The sequence below is a fragment of the Streptomyces sp. BA2 genome (assembly GCF_009769735.1).
GTDB lineage: Bacteria > Actinomycetota > Actinomycetes > Streptomycetales > Streptomycetaceae > Streptomyces.
In genome coordinates this window covers 5394438-5415791 of sequence record NZ_WSRO01000002.1, presented here as the reverse complement: position 1 = coordinate 5415791, position 21354 = coordinate 5394438, and the positions used below count along the sequence as shown (strand labels likewise).

Genomic DNA, 21354 nt, shown 5'->3' with positions numbered 1-21354 from the left:
ACGGGGTGCCGACGAACCGTGCCGTGCCCACGCGGCCTGCCTCGAAGATCCGACGGTCCGGAAGCCGAGGCTGCCTGCGGACCCCGCGCATCAATGGATGCATCAACGAGGCGTAAACGAGCCGGGCGCCTGAAGCACGCGATGGACATGGCGCCGAACGAGCCCGGGTTCTGGGACAAGGTCGGCAAGGCCATCGGCGACTTCGCCGACGCGATCGACAAACTCGACGACATGATCCTCGACGGGATCAAGGACTTCCTCAAGGAGTACTCCTGGGCCTTCGCGTTCATCGGGAACGTGGCGGGCTTCCTGAGCTCGGTCATCGGTCTCCTCTCCCTCGCCTTCCCGGCACTCGCGGGACTGAGCCTGGCCCTCGCCGGGGTCGGGCTCCTTGCCCACTACCTCCAGGCGGTGGGCGAGACCGGCAGCTTCAGCAAGGCGCTGACCTCACCGACGGTCCTGGTCGACGCGGCGGGACTGGCATTCGGCGGGGGCGCGTTCGTGGCGGCGAAGGGCCTTGGGCGGCTGGCGGGAGCATCATCGGGCGGCCTCTTCCGGAGTGTCCTCACCCAGCCGGGCCGCGTGCTCGGCGGGGCCGAACTCGGTCTCAAGAGCGTGCAGTTCGTCGGCAACTGGGGTGTGAACTCGGTGGGCCTGGGGCCGGGTGGCGCGGCGCAGATCGGCATCGACGTAGGCAAGAAGATCATCCCTGGGAACCAGACGAAGGGCTCCGGCAAGGACGTCTGGCCGGACGCGCTCGACCCCTGGGCGCTCAAGAAGGCGGCGAACAAGTGACGACGACACCAGACGGTACGACGCCCCGCACACCGATGCCACACACTCCGACGCCAGACACTCCGACGCCAGGCGGCCTCACCGCTGACCTGTATGAACTCCGCACCCCCATCGGCGAGGCGAGCCTCTTCGTACCCACGGACTGGTTCGACCTGCTCACCGACGGGCGGGACGAGGAGCGGGGCGCGATCCGCATCAAGGAGCTGGTGACGCTGGCCTACGCGCACCGGCCCCCTGACGTCCAGTCCTCCATCACCGACACCTTCCACGCGGCCCGCCGCCTCTTCCTCGACGACGGCATGATCAGCTGCGGCCTGATCACACTGGAGACGACCGCCGAGGACGACGCGGTCACCTGGCAGATCTGCGCGGGCGTCATCGAGGTGAGCCCGCTGGACCCCGACATCAGCGCGGGCGAGGTGCTCGCCCGCCACTTCGGCGAGCAGCTGGAGGGCAAGCAGGTCTACGTCGAGTCCTTCCCCACGGCCATGGGCACGGGCTTCGGGCTGGTCTCGCAACCGGGCGTCCACGCGTCCGGCGGGGTCGACACGTTCCCGGAGCTGCCCGCGGACGGCGGCGCACCGGTCAGCAGCCGATACGCCGCACAGCTGGGCATGGCGGCGGCGCTCTCCTGCCCGGTGGGCGGCGGCTCGGGCCTGCTGGTCGTGGGCAACTGCTTCAACCCGGAGCAGGTGGTGTCGCTGGCGAGCCTGGTGGCACTGATCTGCGGGAAGTCGACGGTGCGGCGGTACGAGGAGGATGCGGGGAAGGTGACCACTCCATGAGGCCCATGGGCACCCAGCCCGGCCAGTTCAACTCCGGCTCAGGTGAGGGGGGTTACCGCAGAGGTCTGGACACCCGCCGGCCCCCTGCCTGGCTGGCACGCCTGCTGCGCGGTACTCCTCCGGCCCGGTTCCACACCGCCGTCGCCGTCATCTCCTTGGCCGTGGGCGCCATGATCTCCACGGTCATCAGCCGCTGGCTCGTCCTCCCGGGCCTCGCCTGCGCTCTGCTCCTGCTCTGGTTCATCGCCGCAGTCACCAACCAGCGGCTGTGGCCCATGGCGTGCTTCATCCTCTCCACCGCCGCGCTCGTACTCCTCGGCCTGTTCCTCGTCCAGGACAAGATCCTCGACGACCGGGGCAGCACGGTGGAGGGAGTGGTCGTCGACACCTCACAGCAGGGCGACAGAACCACCTGCCGGGTACGTTTCGCCGACGGGCGCGTGGCGGAGGGCCCCATAGGCGGCTGCCGGGGAGCGGGGGTCGGCGAGCACATCCGCCTGTACGTGGACCCCGAGGGCGAGACCGGCCCCAGCAACACAGCCCCCGACGTCGCCCTCTGGCTCACCCTGGCGGCAGCGGCGAACGTCGCGTTCACGGCGTCCGTGACCTGGGCGGGAGCGATCGGCATCAGCCGCGAACGCAACCACTAGCAGAGAGGGTGGCGGATGGCGCCGCCCCCCACCCCCCACCGAACAGCAGGAGACCCTGCCCCCCCCCGCGTCACGACACGATGACAGTCCGTCGAGATAGACCGTCTCGCCCCACTATCGACCCTGGCGGCACCAACAACCCCACAGATAACGTCGGCCCCTTGGAGACCCCCACCCCCCACCGGGAGCCGACCGTGAATCGTCGCACCACGCACACCACCACCGCCGCGCTCGCCGCGACCGCAGCCCTGCTCCTGACGGCCTGCGGCAGCGGGGACGGTGACAGTGACGGCGACAAGGGAAGCAAGAGCGGCGACTCCGGCAAGGCGGCAGCCGACTCGTCCACGCCTCCCGCCAAGAAGAAGCAGACGAAGTCAGCGGCCCAACTCGCCCTGACCAAGAACGAAGTGCCCGCCCACGCCGTAGTAGAGCCCTCCGACGACTTCGTCTTCGCGAAGTCGCGGGACAACATCAAGCTCAGCAAGCCCGTCTGCGCCCCGCTCGGGCATGCGATGAGCCAGTTCCCCGTCGGCGACACGCAGGACAGCTTCGTACGCGTCGCCGAGAAGAAGGAGTTCGACGGCGCCTTCACCTACATCACGCTCGCCACGTACGCGCCCGGCGAGGCGCAGAGCACGATGGCGGACATGACCAAGGCGGTCAGCGCCTGCGCGGGCGGCTTCACGGCCAAGGGGGACAACGCCTCCAACGTGTACGACTCCGTCACCTCGGAGACCACCGGCACCGCACCCACACCAGGCGCCGAGGAATCCCTGGCCTTCAGGGCCACGACCAAGTGCCAGGGCGACACCCACACCGTGCGCACCCAGGCCACCCGCCACGGCGACACCATCGCCATCTACTTCGCGATGGACGGCAGCGCGTTCACGCAGTCCCGTTCCGGCAACGGGAAGATCTTCCCGGCCGTGGTCAAGTCGCAGGAGAAAAAGCTCGGTTGAGACCGTGGACTCTTCGAGTCACGACACGATGACAGTTCATCGAAATGGGACGCCTTGCCCCGTTATCAACTCTGGTGGAACCAACAACCCCACAGATAGCGTCGGCGCTTTGGATACCCCCTCGCCCCACCGGGAGCCGACCGTGAATCGCCGCACCATGCCCGTCACCGCCGCGCTCGCCGCGACCGCAGCCCTGCTCCTGACGGCCTGCGGCAGCGGGGACGACGGCAAGTCCAAGGGCAACGACAAGATCGCGGGCGCCGGCCAGGGCGCTGACAAGCCGAAGAAGTCGGCGGAGCCGTCGGGAGCGCCGGCGGAGGACAAGCCTGACGGCGTGGACGTGACTCTGCCCAAGGACATGGACCTGGTCTTCGACTGGGACAAGCCCGGCAACAAGAACGAAGCGGCGGCGATGGACGACGCCGCCAACTTCTTCCGCGCCATCTACCGGGGCGTCGACAAGCGCACGGCCAAGGACGCCGCTGTCACCGCCTACTCCACGGGCGAGGGACTCCACTACGCGAAGACCCAGATCGACAGCTGGATCGACGGCGGCTGGACCGCCACCGGAACCCTGCGCCACTACCAGGCCGCCACCCGGTCCACCACGAACGGCAATTCGGTGGAAGTCGCTTTCTGCGCGGACGCAAGCAAGTTCTACGGCAAAGAGATCAAGACCAAGAAGATCCTGAAGACCAAGAACAGCATCGCGGACTTCGACTACTACAAGATCGTCATGGTCAAGTACCCCACGGGCAAGGGCCTGTGGCAGGCATCGAAGGTGTTCGTCGAGACGAAGGCGGAGAAGTGCCAGTGAACAGATCACGGCGTACGGTCCTCAGCACCGCAGCCCTGACGCTGGCCCTCAGCGCCCTCGTCCTCACGGAGGTCGCCCATGCGGGGAAGCCGGTCCCATCGGGCAAAGGCACTTCCAAAGAAGAGGGCGGCAGCGACAAAACCGGCATCTTCGCCGCCGCCAAGGTCCAGTACTCCGGCTCCGTCGCCAAGGGCGGCGGCAGCGGAAACGTCTCCTCCGCCGACGTCAACTGGGCCCCGCCGCCCTGCTGGTACGCCCCGTACCTCGGCGCCAAGGACTTCAAGGAGAAGATGTCCGGCGACATCAAGGACGCCAAGAGCGCACCCGGCATGGGCGGCCACGCGGGTGCGGCGATAAACGAGATGCAGCGCCACTACGAGGACGACTACGGCTGGACCGACACCCCCGGCTACAAGGACTACAACGTCGAGAAGGACGGCGAGGGCATGTTCTGGGCAGGCGTCGAGAACCCCAATGAGCCCGACTACCTCAAGCGGACCGGGTGCACCGACCTCCCCTTCTGGGTCGACAACGGCGAGCCCCCGCCGCCCCAGCACGAAGAGGCCATCACCCCGGAGATGCTGGCCGCCCTCGCCTACCAGCACATGGAACTGCCGGGCACCAAGGTCACCCTCGCGCCCGAGGCCGTCACCAAGGTGAATCTGCCCACCTGGGCCTGGCTCGACAAGGCCGTGTTCGACGAGGTCAAGGCGACGGCGGCCATCAACGTCCCCGGCTTCAACCTCGAGGCGACCACGACCGCCAAGCCGAAGTCCCTCACGCTCGACCCCGGGACCAAGGACGCGACCACCATCCCCGCCGACGGTGAATGCCCCATCGTCGACGGCAAGATCGGTGAGCCCTACGCCAAGGGCAAGTCCAAGGAAACCCCGCCCTGCGGCATCACGTACCGCCGCTCTTCCGGCGGCGAGACGTTCCCTCTCAAGGCCTCCCTCACATGGGAGATCAGCTGGACGGGCACGGGCCAGGCGAATGCGGTGGGCATGCCCAACGGCACGATCGAGGCGGTCCAGGACATCACGGTCGAGGAAATCCAGTCCATCAACCGCTGACCGGCCCGGGCGGCGAGGCGTTCGCCTACTTCGCCGCCCGGCTCTTCCCCTTACCCTTCTTCCGCAGCTTGCGCAGCCTCGCCTGCTGGGCCGTGCGGCGCTGTTCCTCCCGGCCGGTCCGGACGCGGTACGTCGCCCAGCCCGCGGCCGCCGCCGTGATGGCGTACGCCAGGAGAGCGGGGAACGCTCCCTCGACTTCCCGGCAAGTGGTGGACGAGGAGTCGCAGTTGCGCCCCGGCAGTGCCGAGAGGATGTACAGCGTCAGAAGCAACGGCACTGCCCAGCACACCGCGATGGCCATGCGACGGGCGGCGATGCGGGGTGACGTTTCCGTGCCCTGCGGGGCTTCGGACACCGCCAAGCCTCCGTACGCTCCCGCCACCGCAAGAACTCCGGCCACGATGCCGAACACCCAGGGTCCGCCGGGCCAGTCCGCGATCAGGTTCGGGGACTCCCGGATCACCGTGCGCCAGGCGCCCTTCGCCAAGAGGAAGCCGGCGGCCAGGGCCAGCAGTGCCAGGACGTAGGCCGCGATGCCGAAACCGTCCCGGAAGCGGGAGTTGCCTTGTGTGCGCGTCATCATCAGTCGTCAGTCCCAGTGCAGCGTCCCCGCCACCACGTCGAACAGCTCCACCATCTTGTCCGCCAGCGGATCCATCGGCGTGGAGAAGTTCAGGAGCAGCCAGCTCTTGGTCGCGGGGATGGGGACGTAGTACGTGAGCAGCGTGCTCGGGAGTTCGTTGCCCAACTGCGTCGTGGGGTCCGGGGCTTCCTTGCGGCGTTGGCGGACCGCCTTGCCCGCTGCCTCCAGGGTGACCACGCCCACTTCGGCGCCGGTCTCCCCGGGCCTGCCCGTGCTCGCCAGGTGCTCCGCCAGTTCCACGGGATCCGAGATGTCCGGCCACTCGTCCGGGCCCGGAATGCTGATCAGGAGGGACGAGGACAGCGGGACGGGGCCGATCGTCAGGGTGGAGATGTAGAGCTCCGTGCCGCCGATGCCGTACGCGTCCTTGGCCTTGCGCTGGAGTTCCCGCATGAACTGCTTCTTGATGTGCGGGGCATTGTCCACGCCCTGGAACTGCTGTTCCGCGAGGGCGATGATGCCCCGGTCGCGGTCCTCCGGAGCGAGCGGCAACTGGAACCAGCCGTCGGGGACGATGACGTTGTAGTCGGAGGGCGGCGAAGTGAATTCGCTGGCGTTCTTCATCGGTCTCTCGATCGGTCTCTTGATGGTCTCTCGATCGGCTCTCGATCGGTCTCTCGATCGGTTCTCGAATTCACTCGGGGCTGTCCGGGTCCTGGCCCGGACGCGGGGCGAGTTCGTTTCCGTCCTCGTCCACCAGGTCCAGCCTCAGCGTCGGGACGATCTCGTCCACCCGCTGGGTGTTCTCCTCCGTCAGCTGGATCTTCTCCCACGTCGCCGTGACGACGACCAGGCTCTGCATACCGGGCGGAAACACCGCGTACTTCACGAACTCGGTGATGCGGCGGCCCAGGCCGAACATCCGCTTGACCTTCAGCGTCGCCTGGACCCGCAGCGCGGGGCCCGCCGCCAGCTCCAGGCGGGTCACCTCCGGATCGCCCACGACCTCGCCGTTCTCCCACTCCAGGAGCAGGGGAAGGACCTCGTCCGGCGTGGGGCGGGCCACGCCCTCGTCGCCGTACGAGTCGATCATCAAGTTGATCAGACCCTCGCCGCTCTCCGCGTAGTACGCCGCCGCCAGCGCCGGAGCGTCCTCGTTGAGGTTGAGTGCCCGCTCGGCCATGTCGTCGAAGACCGCGCTCTTCTCGATCTCCAGGGAGAGCGGGTTGAGCTCGTTGACGGTCTTCGTGGCCAGGGCTTTCGCTTCGGCCTTCGAGGCCTCGCGCAGCGTCAGGTCTACCCAGCCGGGCTGCAGGTCGAGACGGACCGCGAAATCCTCGGACAGCGCCGGGACGTCGTCGTCAGGTGTGTTCACTGCGTTCCTTTTGGTGGGGGCCCGGTGGGGGCCAAGGCGCCGGTGCGGGATCAGGCCACGAGCGGGTTGAGGTTACCGTCAAGGCCGAGGCCGGCCAGCGTAATGCCCGCTCCGGTGACTCCAAGACGCGTCGCCGTCTTCGAGATCTGACTCACGGCATTCACGTCGAAATTACCGAGTCCGGACGCTCCCGATTTGATCGCCTTCAGGTCGGACGCGACCCCGGGGTCGGCCATGGAGAACGACTTTCCGACGCCCTTGAAGGCACTTCCGCCGCCTCGCTCCGCCAGTTCGTTCCTGGCGGCCGCGAAGTTTCCGCTGCCGGGCTTGAGGGTCTTGAGGTTCTTGCTCCAGGCGGCCTTCGAGAACGGCTCGGTGAACGGCTCCTTGAGGGACTTCCAGCCCTCGCCCTTCTCCAGCTTGAACTTCTTGCCCGAGAGCTTTCGCAGGTTCTTGTTCGCCCTGGTGACCTGCTTCGTGGTCCGCGCCTTTCCGGCCCGGCCCATCTTGCTGAGCGCCGTCTTGGCGAACTTGCCCGCCACCTTCGAGAAGGCCTTGCCCACTCCCATCAGGAGGAAGCCGACAGCCGCGAGGCCCACGTCCATCCAGTCCGCATTGCCCTGGAAGACCTGAATGAGGGTGCAGATGGTGGTGATCAGTGTGGCGATCATGGCGATCGCGCCGAGTACTCCCGCCAGTGCCTGTCCGATCACCGGGATCCAGCCGACCACCAAGGAAAGGATTCCGCAGACGGTGGAGATCAGCTCCGTCACGGACTTGATGTTGTCGACGAGGGTCTCCCAGAAGCCGTCCTTCAGGGAATCGTCGGCGATGACGTCCTCGATCGCGTCACGCGCGCGCTTCGCCGCGTCGTCGCGGACCTTCTTGGCCTGGTTGATCTTCTCCCGGGCTGCCTCGATCTCGTCGCCCGCGGCGTCCCGCGCCTCCTCGAGCTTCTTCTTGTCGTCCTTTCCGTCCTTCTTGTCCTTGTCTTTGTCCTTGTCCTTGTCCGAAAGGGCGTCCAGGCTCTTCTGGTTGGCGCTCTTGCGCTCTTCCGCGTCCTGCGCCTCCTTGAGCGCCAGATCCGCCATCTCCTGGGCGCGGTTCAGGTCCGAGGCGTAGTTCTTCGGCTTGGCGTGCAGCTTGTCCTCGAAGCGGCCGCCGACCTCCGTCACTTCACTGCCGAAAGCGTCCGCCGCGGTGTCGTACCGCTTGAAGGCCGCTTCCAGTTTCTTGACGTTGCCCTGCGCCTTCTCGCGGAACTCCTTGCCCGCCTTGCTGTCCCAGGCCTCGACCTCGGAGACGGCCTTGATGTTCTTGATCTGCCGTTCGAGCTCGTCGGCGGTCTTGCGGAGCTTCTTTCCCAGGTTCGCGACCCGGTCGGCGTCACCGGGGATGGGGTCATTGTCCGCGACCGGGTGCCAATCGCGTGGGCGTCCGGCCATGGGTCAGCCCTTCTTCTTCGACTTGGGGTCATCCGCGCCGCGGATCGCCTCGGCCAGCTGGTGGTCGATGTCCTCGTACGCTTCGGCGGCGGCCTTGGCGATCTGGGCGAGCGCGTCGACCTCGTCCGTCAGCCTTTTGCGGCTCAACTTCCAGTTGTCCGCGAAATCACCGAATTTGTCGGCGAGATCGCCGTTTCCGAAGTCGTCCTCATACTGACCGCCGAGATCTTCCAGGCCGTCGAAGGCCTTCTTCACGTTGTTGAGCCCGGTGCCCATGCCCTTGATCACGTCAAGGTCAAGCTTGGCCCGGCCGCCACCGCCACCCACAGTGCCCCCATGCGTCCCATTACCGACAAACGACTGGTGCGATGGGCCGCCGCTTTTCGCGGGCCGCCCATCGCACCGGTGTACTTCAACAGGTCAAGGGCGTGATCAGCCCTTGCCCTTGACACCCTTCGCGAGGTCGTCGTCCAGGTCCTCGTACGCCTTCGCGGCGCTGGTCAGGAACTTGCCCATGCCCGTGAGGCCCTCGATGGTGTCCTTCGCACCCTTCTTGAACTCCTTGAAGGAGTCCTCGAAGGCCTGCGAACCCTTGCGAGTCGTGTAGCCGTTCTTCACCAGGTTCTCGACGAAGCGCTCGAGGGCGTCGAGCTTCTCGTCGATCTTGTCCTTGGCGTCGTTCAGCTTGCCCGCCGCGGTCCGCATCTCCTCATAGGTGATATCGGCGTCTTTGGCCATGTGGCTTCACATCCAATCCAACTCGCCGCAGGGCCATCCCCCTTGGCTCCACCAGTGCGGGCCCGCTCGAGCCCGTGCGCCCCGCGTGCGAAGCCACTCGGTTGCTCGTGCGATCTTCCGCTCTTGGGACAGCAGCTTACGGGTGGGGCAGAAGTGAGCGCAGCCCGGTTGAGTCACAGCTCTGCTATGAGCTCGTGCACAGCCCGTTGCCTGTGGGAAGGGTGGAGCGGCTATCGTCACAGGCACTGTGGACAGCCTCACAGGCACTGTGGACCAGCCGCCGTGACCGCGTTCCGGAAGCGGTCAAAAGGGGCTCAAGGGGAGGACGATCGTGCGCCTGACTCTGACCGTCGTCGATCCGCTCGGCGGCGCGAACGCCGATGTCGTGCTCGACGCCGATCCTGAGTCCTCCGTCGGGGACATCGCCAAGGAGCTGGCGCAACAGGTGGGGTACGGCGGCGGTGACGCCCAGATCATCCCGATCGGCGGGCACCAACTCCAGCCCGGCGGCGGCCAGGCCGGGGCACCCGTCGTCTTCGTGGACGGCTACCCCATCGACGCCTCCGCGACCATCGGGACCTCCGCGCTGCGCGAGGGCGCCGTCGTCAGCCTGCACGATCCGGCGGGCTGCCTGCCCGGCGAACCCACCGGCCTCGTCGAGTTGCGCGTCGCTGGCGGCCCCGCGGCCGGCGCCGTGCACCGGCTCGGCATCGGGCGCTACGACATCGGCAGCGGGCCCGCCTCGTACATCCGCATCGACGATCCGGAACTGCCCGCGCGCGCCCTGACGTTGTCAGTTGCAACCGATGGCACCTGCCAAGTCGCCGTACATGGGGACATAGACGGCGTGACCCTTGAGGGGAAGCCGTTCGGCGAGGCAGAGGAAAGCGAGAAGAAGAGCGAGAAGAAGGGCGAGACGAGCGACAAGCCGGAAAAGAGAAAAAAGCGCGACAAGAACAACAGGACGGACAACAGCGGCAAAAAGCGGGACAAGGGCGAATGGCCACTCGGCGCCCAGATCGCCGTCGGTAACACCCTGCTCGAACTCGACAGGTACGCGCCGCCCAACGCCGCCCTGAAATGGTCCGAGGACGGCACGGGACTCGACTACAACCGGCCCCCGCGACTGCGTCCGCCGGAGCGGCAGACGAAATTCAGGCTGCCGAGTCCGGTACGTGATTTCGAGGCGCGTCCGCTGCCCTGGCTGATGGCACTCACGCCGCTCGTCGGTGCCGTCGTATCCGTGATGATCTTCGGGCGCTGGTACTACCTGATCATGGCGCTGCTCAGCCCGCTCATCCTTTTCGGAAACTACTTCATGGACAAGAAGCATGGGCGGAAATCCCATGCCAAACAGGTCAAGGAGTACAACGAACACAAAGAGCGGATCGAGAAGGACGCGCAGGAAGCCCTCGTCGCCGAGCGGATGGACAAGCGGCAGGCCATTCTCAGCCCGGCCGGCATCCTCTCCCTCAGCACCGGACCCCGAACGCGGCTGTGGGAGCGGCGGCGCACCGACTCCGACCATCTCCTCGTGCGCGTCGGCACCGGGCGGCTCGACTCCGAGGTCGTGCTCGACGACCCCGAACAGGACGACCACAAGCGCGAGGTCACCTGGAAGATCGAGGACGCACCCGTCGCGCTCTCGCTGCGCGATCTCGGGGTCATCGGCATCGCGGGCCCCGGCGACTCGGCGAAGGCGCTCGGCCGCTGGGCCGTCGCGCAGTCCGCGGTCCTGCACAGCCCCCTTGACGTGCAGTTCTACGTACTGACCGAGAACTCCGCACGCGAGACGTGGGACTGGACGCGCTGGCTGCCGCACTCGCGGCCCTCCGGGTCGCAGGACGCCAACGTACTGATCGGGACGGACGCCGAGACCGTCGGCTCCCGTATCGGTGAGCTGACCCAGATACTCGCCGCCCGCCAGAAGGCCGCCAAGGAGAACAACCGCGGCGGCGCCACCTCCTTCGGCGACCCCGACATCGTCGTGGTGTGGGACGGCTCGCGACGGCTGCGTTCCATGCCCGGCGTGGTGAAGCTGCTGCGCGAGGGCCCCGCCGTCTCGATGTACGCGCTCTGCCTCGACGACGAGGAGCGGTTCCTGCCCGGCGAGTGCCAGGCCATCGTGATCGCCGAGCCGAAGGCCGAGGAGATCGGCCTGCCCGCCCCGTCCACGCCTGGAGCGGCCACGCCCGCCGCCGGTGCTCCCGGCGGCTTCCCCTCCTTCCAGGCCTGGCACACGGCCGCCGGGGACGACGCCGAGCAGGGCGCCGAGAAGCCCCTCGAACTGCGGCTGCGCGTCGAGAAGACCGACGCCGCCCGCATCCGTGACGTACGCCCCGACTTCGTCTCCTCCGCCTGGTGCGGGCGGCTCGCCCGCGCGCTCTCGCCGCTGCGCGACATCAGCGGCGAGACCGAGGACTCGGCGCTGCCCGGTTCCAGCCGGCTGCTCGACGTGCTCCAGCTGGAACCGCCGACGGCCGACCAGATCACCGCGCGCTGGCAGATGGGCGGCCAGTCGACGATGGCCGTCATCGGTGAGTCGTACGACGGGCCCTTCGGCATCGACATGCGGCGCGACGGGCCGCACGGCCTGATCGCCGGTACGACCGGTTCCGGTAAGTCGGAGCTGCTGCAGACGATCGTGGCGGCGCTGGCCGTCGCCAACACCCCCGAGAACATGACCTTCGTCCTCGTCGACTACAAGGGCGGGTCCGCGTTCAAGGACTGTGTGAAGCTGCCGCACACCGTCGGCATGGTCACCGACCTCGACGCCCACCTCGTGGAACGCGCCCTGGAATCCCTCGGCGCCGAACTGAAGCGGCGCGAGCACATCCTCGCCGCCGCCGACGCCAAGGACATCGAGGACTACCAGGACCTCGTACGCCGTGATCCCTCGCACGCGCCCGTGCCCCGACTCCTCATCGTCATCGACGAGTTCGCCTCGATGGTGCGTGACCTGCCCGACTTCGTGACGGGCCTCGTGAACATCGCCCAGCGAGGCCGTTCGCTCGGCATCCACCTGCTCCTCGCCACGCAGCGGCCCTCCGGCGTCGTGTCGCCCGAGATCCGCGCCAACACCAACCTCCGTATCGCCCTGCGCGTGACGGACGGCGCCGAGTCCGCCGACGTCATCGACGACCCGGCGGCCGGCCACATCGCCAAGAGCACGCCAGGACGTGCGTACGTACGGCTGGGTCACGCCTCGCTCGTGCCCTTCCAGTCGGGGCGCGTCGGTGGCCGCAGGCCCGGCGCCACCGACCCGGCGCTGCTCGCACCCTGGGCGGGTTCGCTCGGCTGGGAGGACCTGGGCCGTGCCGCCCTGGTGAAGCCCAAGGCCGAGGCGCGCGAGGAGGAGGAGATCACCGACCTCAAGGTCCTCGTGGATGCCGTGCGCGACGCGAACGCGACGATGGGCATCCCCGCCCAGCACAGCCCGTGGCTGCCCGCGCTCTCCGAGCAGCTCCAGCTCGACGAGATCCCGCTGCCCGTCGCGAGCGACAAGCCGGGCTCCCTCGCCCCCGCGCCCTTCGGCCTGGAGGACATCCCCTCCGACCAGGCGCGCCGCCCGGTCGCGGTCAACTTCGAGACGTTCGGGCACCTGCTCATCGGCGGCGCCCCGCGCAGTGGCCGCTCGCAGATCCTCCGTACGATCGCGGGCTCGATCGCCCGTACGCACTCGTCGGCCGACGTCCACCTCTACGGCATCGACTGCGGCAACGGCGCGCTCAACGCGCTGACCCGGCTTCCGCACTGCGGCGCCGTCGTCAGCCGAAACCAGACCGAGCGCGCGGTGCGCCTCATCTCCCGGCTCAAGGGTGAAGTGACGCGCCGCCAGGACCTTCTTGCCGACAAGGGCTTCGCCGACATCGGCGAGCAGCGGGCGGCCGTGCCCGAGGAGGAGCGGCTCGCGCACATCGTCGTGCTCCTGGACCGCTGGGAGGGCTGGCTGCCGACCCTCGGCGAGTACGACCACGGTGAGCTGACCGACGAACTGCAGGCGATGATGCGCGAGGGCGCGAGCGTCGGCATCCACCTGGTCATCACCGGTGACCGCCAGGTCCTCATCGGCCGCATGGCCTCGCTCACCGAGGACAAGTACGGCCTGCGGCTCGCCGACCGCTCCGACTTCTCGATGCTCGGCATGAACGCGCGCAAGGTGCCGGAGGAGATCCCGCCGGGCCGCGGCTTCAAGAACGAGCACGGTACGGAGACGCAGTTCGCGCTCCTCGCCGAGGACTCCACGGGCCAGGGCCAGGCCGCGGCGCTCTCCGAGATCGGCGAGGCGGCGGCCGCGCGGGACGCGGACGTGCCGCGCTCGCGCAAGCCGTTCCGCGTGGACAGCCTGCCGAGCCGTATCGGCTTCGCGGACGCGTGGGAGATGCGCGACCCGGAGGCCTCGCGCTCCAAGCTGTGGGCCCTCGCTGGCATCGGCGGCGACGACATCATGGGCTTCGGTCCCGACCTCGCGCAGGGCGTGCCGACGTTCGTGGTGGCGGGCCCGGCCAAGTCGGGCCGCAGCACGACGCTGATGAACATCGCGCGGTCGTACATGACACAGGGCGTACGTCTGGTCATCGCGGCCCCGCGGCCGTCGCCGCTGCGCGAACTGGATGGCCAGGAGGGCATTCTGAAGGTCTTCGTCGACGACGACATCGAGAGCGACGACTTCAAGGAGGTCGTGGAGTCCGCGTCCCCCGAGGACCCGATCGTGTGGATCATCGACGACGGTGAGGTCCTGGAGGACTGCGACGCGGAACGCGAGTTCAAGCGGTTGGTGCAGCGGGGCTCCGAGCGAGGCCTCGGGCTCGTCATCGGCGGCGACGAGGAGGAGGTGTGCGGTGGCTTCTCCGGCTGGCAGGTCGAGGCGAAGAAGGGCCGCCGCGGGATTCTCCTGTCCCCTCAGGACTCGTCGAGCGGCGAACTGATCGGAATCCGGACCACCCGAAGCATGGTCGGAGGCCCGATCGCCCCGGGCAAGGGCCTGCTGTACACGGGCAGCGGGGAGCCGGTGACGGTCACTACGCCGATGTAGCTCGTTCGTCCAGGGTCGGATGCGGGGTGATCGGGTGGCTGGGTGGGGAAGGTCTGTTCGTCCAGGGAACGCCGCGGGGGGTTCAGTTCAGGCGGGAGAGGCTGGCCTCTGGGTTGCCTGACTTCTCGTTCTCCGAGAGGTACAGGAGTTGGTCCCCCTTCGGGCGCAGCCGCACCGTGTGCGAGTTCTTCGTGCACTGCGCGGCGCTGTCCGCCTGCCCCTTACCCCGCGCCACGATCTCCTTGCCCGAGACCGACTTCAGGGTGAGGTCCACCGCGCACTTGCCGCCCAGTTGATCCGTCTGCGTCATCACCGCGAAGCGTTCGCCCACCTTGCCCTGCTCGACCTTGAGTCTGAACGTGCCCATGGGGACAGCGCCGCCCGCCGCGACCGCCTGGCCTTCCCAGGTGCCGCGGTAGGAGGCGGGGACCTTGCCTTCGGCCTGGTCGGCGCCGCCGTCCCCCGGCGGCTCCTGGCTCGCCGCCGGTGGCTGCCCCGCGTCCTTCGACCCCTTGTCGTTCCCCGGAAGCAGCCCCAGCACGAAGACGGACCCGACCGTCACCGCGGCCAGCGCCCCCGCCACCCCCAGGACAAGCGTGCAACTGACCTTGCGGCCCCGCCCGTCGGCCCCGCTCGGCGTGGACGTCGCGTCGACCGAGACGGTCACCCGGCCGGGGGGCGGCCCCGAGGGCGCTGACGTCTGGGTGGGGACGTACGCGGGAGGAGGCGACGAAGGCGCGTACGACGGGTCCGGCGGGCCGAAGGAGCCGCTGCCCACCGGCGCTTCACCGCCGGCGGACTCACCCACCACCGAGCTGCCGAACGGCACCGGCCCCGAAGGCTGTTCCGCGGCCCCGGCCCCGAGTGTTTCCAGGTCCAGGAGCCGCACCGCACTCCTGCTGACCCGCTCGACCAGCGGCCCCGGCAGCCACCCTGCCGCCACCAGGCTGTCCGCACCCGTGGGGGCGAGACGACTCGCGATCTCCCCCGGCGTCGGGCGCCCACCGGGGTCCTTGGTCAGGCACTCACGCGCGAGGTCCCGCAAATCCCCGTCCAGCGCGCCCAGTTCCGGCTCCTCGTGTACGACCTTGTAGAGGAGGGAGGCCGACGAGTCACCCGGAAAGGGTGCCGAACCCGTCGCCGCGTACACCAGAACCGCACCCAGCGAGAAGACGTCCGCCGCCCCGGCGACCCCCTTGCCGAGGATCTGCTCCGGCGACATGTAGCCGGGCGACCCGACGGAGACACCCGTCGACGTGAGCGAGGCCGTGCCGTCCGTCGCCCGTGCGATGCCGAAGTCGATCAGCCGCGGCCCGTCCATCGTGAGCATGACGTTCGACGGCTTGATGTCGCGGTGGACGAGCCCGAGACCGTGCACGTGCGTCAGCGCCTCGGCGAGGCCCGCCACCAGTACGCGTACGGAATGCGCGGGGAGAGGGGACAGGTCCCGTACCGCATCGGCCAGGGAGGGTCCCGCCGCGTACCCCGTCGCCACCCACGGAACCGGCGCCTCCGGGTCCGCGTCGAGCACCGGCGCGGTCCAGTCGCCGCCCACCCGCCGCGCCGCGTCCACCTCGCGCCGGAAGCGGGCGCGGAACTCCTCGTCGAGCGCGAAATGCGGATGGACGACCTTCACCGCGACCGTACGGCCGCCCGAGCTGCGCCCCAGGTAGACCCGGCCCATGCCGCCGGAGCCCAGTCGGCCGAGCAGCCGGTAGGGCCCGATGACGGTCGGTTCGCCGGGATCGAGCGGGTGCATGACGAAGGCCTCCCCCGGACGCGCCGCACAGCCGCGGCCACAGGGGCCGCGCGCATTGTCTGCAGCTCAGGGTAGTCCGCCCGCGCGCCCGACGGCCCCGGCATTCCCACCGCGTACTACTGCCGCGACCCCAGCAGCTCCACCCGCACGTCCGCCGGGAAGCCCGTCGTCTCGCCCACCCGGCGCGCGAACTCCGCGACGCCCTCCAACTGCGCGCTCCCGAACCGGAAGTCGAGCGTCGTGAAGTACTTCTCCAGGACTCCCGCGTCGAAGGCCTCCCAGCGCGCAGCCTGCTCGGAGACCTTGCCGACCTCCTCCAGCGACAGGTCGCGCGAGGCGAGGAACGCCTTGTGCACCTCCCGCACCACGGCCGGTTCGCGCGCCGCGTAGTCCTTGCGCGCCGCCCAGACCGCGAAGACGAACGGCAGACCCGTCCAGTCCTTCCACATCTGGCCCAGGTCGTATACGTCGAGGCCGAGCCGCGGGCCGTCGATCAGATTGGCCCGCAGCGCCGCGTCCCCGATGAGGACGGCGGCGTCCGCCTCCCGCATCATCAGGCCGAGGTCGGGCGGACACGTGTAGTAGTCGGGGCGTACGCCGTGGCGCTCGGCGAGCAGCAGCTGCGCCAGGCGCACGGAGGTGCGCGAGGTCGAGCCGAGCGCGACCCTGGCGCCGTCCAGCTGGTCGAGCGGCACCTGCGAGACGATCACGCAGGACATCACCGGGCCGTCGCAGCCGACGGCGAGATCGGGGAAAGCGACGAGGTCCTCGGCGTTCTTGAGGAACTCGACGAGAGTCACGGGCGCGATATCGAGATCGCCCCGCACCAGCTGCTCGCTGAGCTTCTCAGGGGTGTCCTTCGTGAGCTCGAAGTCGAGCAGCGTTCCGGTCCGCGCGAGCCCCCAGTACAGAGGCATGCAGTTCAGGAACTGAATGTGACCGACGCGCGGCCGGGGGGTGCGGTGATGGCCGGGGAGCTGATGTGAGCCCGCCCCGGCGATGGTGTCAACGGGAGAATTGTCCACATCGGGGAGGCTAGCCCCCTTGCGGTACGGTGCAGAAAGCGGGGCCCCGATCCCGCCCTTGTCAAGAGCTTTCGACCTGGTCTGTCAACCCCTCTGGGGGGTCCGTCAAACATCCGGGTGACGTGATCTAGCCCCCTATTGCATTCGGCTGCCTGCGTGCTAAGCTCGCCGCAAGTTGCAGTTTGGTTTCCCTTGCAGTACAGAGCCTGCGGAGCGCATGTGACCCGCGGGCTCTCGTCGTTTTCAGACTTATGCAGTTGTTTCAACAATCGCAGGTTCTGGAGCAGGGCAACCCTTTGGCCCAAGGAGGGCTTATGGCTACCGGAACCGTGAAGTGGTTCAACGCCGAAAAGGGCTTTGGATTCATCGCCCAGGAAGGCGGAGGCCCCGACGTCTTCGTCCACTACTCCGCGATCAACGCAAACGGCTTCCGCTCCCTTGAGGAGAATCAGGCCGTGAGCTTCGACGTCACGCAGGGCCCGAAGGGTCCGCAGGCGGAGAACGTCACCCCCCAGTAGTGGGGCGCCCCATGCAGATGGGGTGTGTGATAGTTCCGGTGACTTGATCCGGACATGGATAGCAGTACCCAAGGAGCCCTGCCTCCCGCGTGAGCGGAAGGCGGGGCTCCTGCCTTTTTCTGGCCCCTGGGCCTTGGGGTCTCTTTTCTCTGCGGGTGGGTGGGGGCTGGGTGCGCAGTTCCCCGCGCCCCTTACGGGGCTGCACCGTTCCCCGTGCTTCTTACGGGGCGCTCAGTACATCCCCTGGATTCCAGCCCTCTCTTGGGACCGAGGCCAGGAGACGGATTGTGTACGGGTCCTCCGGTGACGTCAGTACCCGAGCCGTCGGGCCCTGTTCCACCACCTTGCCCCGGCTCATCACCAGGACCTCGTCGGTGATGTGCTGGACGACGGCCAGGTCGTGGCTGACGAAGACCAGGGCCACCCCGGTGTCCCGGCGGATCTCGCCGAGCAGTTGGAGGATCTGGGCCTGGATCGACACGTCCAGTGCCGCCACCGCCTCGTCCAGGACCAGCACTTGGGGGTCCACAGCCAGCGCCCTCGCTATGGCCAGGCGTTGGCGCTGGCCGCCGGAGAGTTCGCGGGGGCGGGCGCCGGCCTCCCGGGTGCCGAGGCCCACCTGGTCCAGGAGTCCTGCCGCCAGGCCCTCGTCCCTGCCGTGCAGCCGCAGGGCCGTGCGGAGGCACTGGGTGGAGGTGAGGCGGGGGTCCAGGGAGAGGTAGGGGTCCTGGAAGACCATCTGGATCTCCCTGGCCCTGGTCAGGCGTGCGGTTCGCTTCCGGGGTGTACGGGCCTCGCGGGGGCGGTCTTTCACCCTCACCGTGCCGGAGTCCTGGCGGGCCAGGCCCACCAGCATGCGGGCCACTGTCGTCTTGCCCGAGCCCGATTCGCCCACAATGCCTATGGAGCCGCCCTCCTTCACCGTGAACGTCACGTTCTCCGCCGCCTGGTGGCGGCCGCCGCCCGGCAGCGGGTAGCTCTTGCTGAGGCCGGACACCGCCAGCAGGTCCTGGGGCATCAATGGCTCACCTCTCTCGCATCGGTGTTCGGCAGCACAACGGGAGCCACGACGGGGCAGGCCGCCGTTCCTCCGTCCGGCAGCTTCAGCTGCTCCGGAACCCACGTCCCGCACCCCTCCTCCGCATCCCCGCACCGCGACACGAACGGGCAGCCCGGGAACGTGTCCGAGAGGGACGGTGGGCGGCCCGGGATCGGGTGGAGGGTGTGGGTCGTGTCGCCCAGGGTGGGCGAGCAGGAGAGCAGGCCCCGCGTGTAGGGGTGTGCCGGAGTGTCGAACAGGGCCTTCGCCGACCGCTGTTCCACCACACGGCCCGCGTACATGACGTACACGCGGTCGCAGTACGCGGCCGCCAGGTGCAGGTCGTGGGTGATGAAGAGGAGGCCCAGGTCCCGGGTCGCCCGCAGTTGGCGCAGGAGCGCCAGGATCTCCGCCTGCGTCGTGACGTCCAGCGCGCTGGTCGCCTCGTCCGCGAGGAGCAGGCTCGGCTCGGCCGCGAGCGCGCCCGCGATGACCACGCGTTGCAGCATGCCGCCGGAGAGCTGGTGCGGGCGCTGGCGTACGCGGCGTTCGGGGTTTGAGAGGCCCACCGCGTCCAGGAGCTCGACCGCCCGCTCGCGCGTCGCTCCCCTCTCGACCAGGAAGTCGCCTATGCGGCGCACCGGGTTGAGCGCGGCGCGGGGGTCCTGGTGGACCATGGCCACCGTTCGCGCGCGGTGGGTCCGCAGGGACTCGCCCGTGAGGGTGAGGACTTCGGTGCCGTTCACGTGGACGGAACCCGACGTCACCGCACCCGCCGGGAGCAGGCCGAGCGCCGCCTTCGCCGTGGTCGACTTGCCCGAGCCCGACTCGCCGACCAGGCCGACGACTTCCCCGGGGCGGACGGTGAGGGACACCGAGTCCAGGAGCGGCCTGGCCGTGCCCGGCAGCCGCAAGGTCAGGTCTTCGATCTCAAGGAGCATGGGTCACTGCCTCCCTAGCCGGTCGGCGGCCCAGACCCCGACCACGTTGAAGGACACGACGACCAGGGCGATGGCCGTGCCGGGGACGAGAGCCGGGAGCAGGGCGCCCTGGACTACCGCCGCCTGCCCCTCCTGCACCATCAAACCCCAGTCGGACGACGGGGGTTGGGCGCCGAAGCCCAGGTACGAGAGGGTCGCTAGCGACATCAGCGCCTCTCCGAACAGCACGACCAAGTAGCCGAGGATCGCGCGGCCCAGGTTCGGCACGAGATGCGCGACGCAGATCCGCGCGCCGCCCATCCCCTGCACCCGGTAGGCGTCGACGTACGGCTTGCGGGCCTCCGAAAGTGCCAGTGAGCGCACGTACTTGGCGATGGTCGGTGTGAAGGCGAGGCCGAGCGCCAGTACGGATGTCGTCATTCCGGCGCCGAAGACGGCGATGATCAGGACGGTGAACAGCAGGCCCGGGAACGCGTACATCACGTCCGTGATCCGGGAGACCAGCGCGTCCACCCATCCCCCGCGCCACGCGGCGAGCACGCCCAGCGTGACGCCGAGCACGGCCGCGACGGCGAGGAGCAGGATCGGGGCGATCAGGCTCGTGCGGGTTCCGTACAGGGCGCGCGACAGCAGGTCCTGGCCGGACGAGTCCGTACCCAGGAGGTGGTCGCCGGACGTTCCGACCAGCGAGGCCGAGAGGTCGATCGCGTCCGGTGCGTAGGGCGCGAGCAGCGGTGCGAGCACCGCTGCGAGGACGACCAGGCCGAGCAGTCCCGCGGCCACGATCACCCCGACGGGGCGCCGGCGACGTACGCCCAAAGGCGCGAGCGCGACAGCAGGAACAGGAGCAGGAGCGGTAGAAGCCATCAGGAACGTGCCTCCTTCACGCGCGGGTCGAGCAGCGGGTGCACCACGTCCACCAGCGTCGTCACCACGATGTAGCCGGTGACCATGAGCAGCAGGACCGCCTGCGCCACCGGGAAGTCATGCGTATTGATCGCGCCCACGAGGAGCGAACCGATTCCGCTGATGCCGAACGCCGTCTCCACGACCACCGTGCCCGCGAGCATTCCCGCCATGACGAGTCCGCACATCGTGATGATCGGCCCGAGTGCGTTGCGCAGGACGTGCCGCCGGATGATGTCCCGCTCCGGGACCCCTGAAGCGCGCGCCGCCTCTACGTGGTCCGATGCCGCCGCGTCCGCCATCGCCTGCCGGGTGACCCGGCTGATGATGGCGAGCGCGCCGAGCGCCAACGACAGGGCGGGCAGCGTCAGATGGTGCAGCGTGCCCCCGAAGCCCTCTCCCGAGCCCGAGACCGGGAACCACCCCAGCTGCACGCCGAACAGCGACACCAGGGCGATGGCCGCGACGAACGAAGGGACCGAGGCGGCGAGCGTCGTGCCGCCCACGACGGCGGAGTCCACCCACGTGGAGCGCTTGACCGCGGCCAGGATTCCGGCGCCGACGCCCAGGACGGCGAACAACACCGTGGCGTAGGCGACGAGTTGGAGCGTCGTCGGGAAGCGGGCCGTCACCAGGTCGGCCACCTGGTCGCTGTACTTGAAGGACCGTCCCAGGTCGAAGTGGACGCAGTCCCACAGCCACCGGCCGTACTGGACGACCAGCGGCTCGTCCAGGTGGTACTGCGAGCGCACCTGGGCCAGGCGCTCCGGCGTCAGCTTGTCCCGGCCGCCCGCGAGGAACACCGCGGGGTCGCCCGGCGCCGCGTACACGGCGGCGAAGATGACGAACGAGGCGGCGAAGAGGGTGGCGAGGAGGCCCGCGAGCCGACGTGAGATCCGAGCGAGCACGAC

20 protein-coding genes are annotated in these 21354 nt (G+C 68.9%); 8 read left to right on the top strand and 12 right to left on the bottom strand.

Translation table 11 applies throughout. The features are described 5' to 3' along the window. The first annotated feature begins 147 nt into the window (after nucleotides 1-147). The 6 genes from E5671_RS27225 (at nucleotide 148) to E5671_RS27200 (ending at nucleotide 5079) form a co-directional block, all read left to right on the top strand. A complete protein-coding gene (locus tag E5671_RS27225; protein ID WP_160506547.1) occupies nucleotides 148-795 on the top strand; it encodes a hypothetical protein in 648 nt (215 codons plus the stop codon). Then, complete coding sequence (locus tag E5671_RS27220) at nucleotides 792-1580, top strand: hypothetical protein (protein ID WP_336605858.1); 789 nt, start codon at nucleotides 792-794, stop codon at nucleotides 1578-1580. The genes E5671_RS27225 and E5671_RS27220 overlap by 4 nt, the downstream gene beginning before the upstream one ends. Continuing rightward, nucleotides 1577-2230: a hypothetical protein gene (locus tag E5671_RS27215; RefSeq protein WP_160506546.1), complete on the top strand. Its 654-nt coding sequence runs from the start codon at nucleotides 1577-1579 to the stop codon at nucleotides 2228-2230. The genes E5671_RS27220 and E5671_RS27215 overlap by 4 nt, the downstream gene beginning before the upstream one ends. Before the next feature lie 194 nt (nucleotides 2231-2424). Continuing rightward, nucleotides 2425-3189 (top strand): hypothetical protein, encoded by a 765-nt coding sequence (locus tag E5671_RS27210; RefSeq protein ID WP_160506545.1) that lies wholly within the window; start codon nucleotides 2425-2427, stop codon nucleotides 3187-3189. Between the two features lie 142 nt (nucleotides 3190-3331). Further along, the gene (locus E5671_RS27205) at nucleotides 3332-4006 is read left to right on the top strand and encodes a hypothetical protein (RefSeq protein WP_160506544.1); all 675 of its coding nucleotides are present in this window, start codon (nucleotides 3332-3334) and stop codon (nucleotides 4004-4006) included. Then, the gene (locus E5671_RS27200) at nucleotides 4003-5079 is read left to right on the top strand and encodes a hypothetical protein (protein ID WP_336605857.1); all 1077 of its coding nucleotides are present in this window, start codon (nucleotides 4003-4005) and stop codon (nucleotides 5077-5079) included. The genes E5671_RS27205 and E5671_RS27200 overlap by 4 nt, the downstream gene beginning before the upstream one ends. Before the next feature lie 25 nt (nucleotides 5080-5104). Here the strand turns inward: E5671_RS27200 and E5671_RS27195 are convergent, their stop codons facing one another. The 6 genes from E5671_RS27195 to E5671_RS27170 all read right to left on the bottom strand — a co-directional run bounded on the left by E5671_RS27195 (nucleotide 5105) and on the right by E5671_RS27170 (nucleotide 9220). Then, nucleotides 5105-5659, bottom strand: a complete 555-nt coding sequence (locus E5671_RS27195; protein WP_237330247.1) for a hypothetical protein — start codon at nucleotides 5657-5659, stop codon at nucleotides 5105-5107. A 9-nt stretch (nucleotides 5660-5668) separates the two neighbouring features. Beyond that, complete coding sequence (locus E5671_RS27190) at nucleotides 5669-6286, bottom strand: hypothetical protein (RefSeq protein WP_160506541.1); 618 nt, start codon at nucleotides 6284-6286, stop codon at nucleotides 5669-5671. A 70-nt stretch (nucleotides 6287-6356) separates the two neighbouring features. Continuing rightward, on the bottom strand, nucleotides 6357-7037 hold the full coding sequence (locus E5671_RS27185; RefSeq protein ID WP_160506540.1) for a hypothetical protein: 681 nt from the start codon (nucleotides 7035-7037) through the stop codon (nucleotides 6357-6359). Between the two features lie 50 nt (nucleotides 7038-7087). Next, a complete protein-coding gene (locus tag E5671_RS27180) occupies nucleotides 7088-8482 on the bottom strand; it encodes a hypothetical protein (RefSeq protein ID WP_160506539.1) in 1395 nt (464 codons plus the stop codon). Between the two features lie 3 nt (nucleotides 8483-8485). Beyond that, nucleotides 8486-8770: a hypothetical protein gene (locus tag E5671_RS27175; protein WP_160506538.1), complete on the bottom strand. Its 285-nt coding sequence runs from the start codon at nucleotides 8768-8770 to the stop codon at nucleotides 8486-8488. A 144-nt stretch (nucleotides 8771-8914) separates the two neighbouring features. After that, entirely contained in the window at nucleotides 8915-9220 is a 306-nt protein-coding gene (locus E5671_RS27170) for a WXG100 family type VII secretion target (RefSeq protein WP_160506537.1), read from the bottom strand. Nucleotides 9221-9551: 331 nt separating this feature from the next. On the opposite strand from E5671_RS27170, the gene E5671_RS27165 reads away from it, so the two are divergent. Then, nucleotides 9552-14255: an FtsK/SpoIIIE domain-containing protein gene (locus E5671_RS27165; RefSeq protein ID WP_160506536.1), complete on the top strand. Its 4704-nt coding sequence runs from the start codon at nucleotides 9552-9554 to the stop codon at nucleotides 14253-14255. An 82-nt stretch (nucleotides 14256-14337) separates the two neighbouring features. Here the strand turns inward: E5671_RS27165 and E5671_RS27160 are convergent, their stop codons facing one another. Both E5671_RS27160 and E5671_RS27155 read right to left on the bottom strand, forming a co-directional pair. Next, entirely contained in the window at nucleotides 14338-16014 is a 1677-nt protein-coding gene (locus E5671_RS27160) for a serine/threonine-protein kinase (RefSeq protein WP_160506535.1), read from the bottom strand. A gap of 116 nt (nucleotides 16015-16130) precedes the next feature. After that, complete coding sequence (locus tag E5671_RS27155; RefSeq protein WP_160506534.1) at nucleotides 16131-17039, bottom strand: menaquinone biosynthesis protein; 909 nt, start codon at nucleotides 17037-17039, stop codon at nucleotides 16131-16133. 314 nt (nucleotides 17040-17353) lie between these two features. Here E5671_RS27155 and E5671_RS27150 point away from each other — a divergent pair, with 314 nt between their 5' ends. Beyond that, nucleotides 17354-17557, top strand: a complete 204-nt coding sequence (locus E5671_RS27150) for a cold-shock protein (protein ID WP_018528239.1) — start codon at nucleotides 17354-17356, stop codon at nucleotides 17555-17557. Nucleotides 17558-17777: 220 nt separating this feature from the next. On the opposite strand, the gene E5671_RS27145 is transcribed toward E5671_RS27150, so the two are convergent. Genes E5671_RS27145 through E5671_RS27130 form a run of 4 tightly spaced genes read right to left on the bottom strand, consistent with a single transcriptional unit; the run spans nucleotide 17778 to nucleotide 21351 of the window. Further along, nucleotides 17778-18575 carry an ABC transporter ATP-binding protein gene (locus tag E5671_RS27145; RefSeq protein ID WP_160506533.1) on the bottom strand — a complete coding sequence of 266 codons (798 nt, stop codon included), beginning with the start codon at nucleotides 18573-18575 and terminating at the stop codon, nucleotides 17778-17780. Then, complete coding sequence (locus E5671_RS27140; protein WP_160506532.1) at nucleotides 18575-19537, bottom strand: ABC transporter ATP-binding protein; 963 nt, start codon at nucleotides 19535-19537, stop codon at nucleotides 18575-18577. Before E5671_RS27140 ends, E5671_RS27145 begins: the two co-directional genes overlap by 1 nt. A 3-nt stretch (nucleotides 19538-19540) precedes the next feature. Further along, a complete protein-coding gene (locus tag E5671_RS27135) occupies nucleotides 19541-20404 on the bottom strand; it encodes an ABC transporter permease (protein WP_160506531.1) in 864 nt (287 codons plus the stop codon). Beyond that, nucleotides 20404-21351, bottom strand: a complete 948-nt coding sequence (locus tag E5671_RS27130; RefSeq protein WP_160506530.1) for an ABC transporter permease subunit — start codon at nucleotides 21349-21351, stop codon at nucleotides 20404-20406. The genes E5671_RS27135 and E5671_RS27130 overlap by 1 nt, the downstream gene beginning before the upstream one ends. Nucleotides 21352-21354: the final 3 nt, after the last annotated feature.

Coding starts and splice junctions, on each gene's coding strand:
- E5671_RS27225 (WP_160506547.1), top strand. CDS start 148: ATGGCGCCGAACGAGCCCGGGTTCTGGGACAAGGTCGGCAAGGCCATC.
- E5671_RS27215 (WP_160506546.1), top strand. CDS start 1,577: ATGAGGCCCATGGGCACCCAGCCCGGCCAGTTCAACTCCGGCTCAGGT.
- E5671_RS27195 (WP_237330247.1), bottom strand. CDS start 5,659: ATGACGCGCACACAAGGCAACTCCCGCTTCCGGGACGGTTTCGGCATC.
- E5671_RS27190 (WP_160506541.1), bottom strand. CDS start 6,286: ATGAAGAACGCCAGCGAATTCACTTCGCCGCCCTCCGACTACAACGTC.
- E5671_RS27180 (WP_160506539.1), bottom strand. CDS start 8,482: ATGGCCGGACGCCCACGCGATTGGCACCCGGTCGCGGACAATGACCCC.
- E5671_RS27170 (WP_160506537.1), bottom strand. CDS start 9,220: ATGGCCAAAGACGCCGATATCACCTATGAGGAGATGCGGACCGCGGCG.
- E5671_RS27160 (WP_160506535.1), bottom strand. CDS start 16,014: ATGCACCCGCTCGATCCCGGCGAACCGACCGTCATCGGGCCCTACCGG.
- E5671_RS27150 (WP_018528239.1), top strand. CDS start 17,354: ATGGCTACCGGAACCGTGAAGTGGTTCAACGCCGAAAAGGGCTTTGGA.
- E5671_RS27145 (WP_160506533.1), bottom strand. CDS start 18,575: ATGCCCCAGGACCTGCTGGCGGTGTCCGGCCTCAGCAAGAGCTACCCG.
- E5671_RS27140 (WP_160506532.1), bottom strand. CDS start 19,537: ATGCTCCTTGAGATCGAAGACCTGACCTTGCGGCTGCCGGGCACGGCC.
- E5671_RS27135 (WP_160506531.1), bottom strand. CDS start 20,404: ATGGCTTCTACCGCTCCTGCTCCTGTTCCTGCTGTCGCGCTCGCGCCT.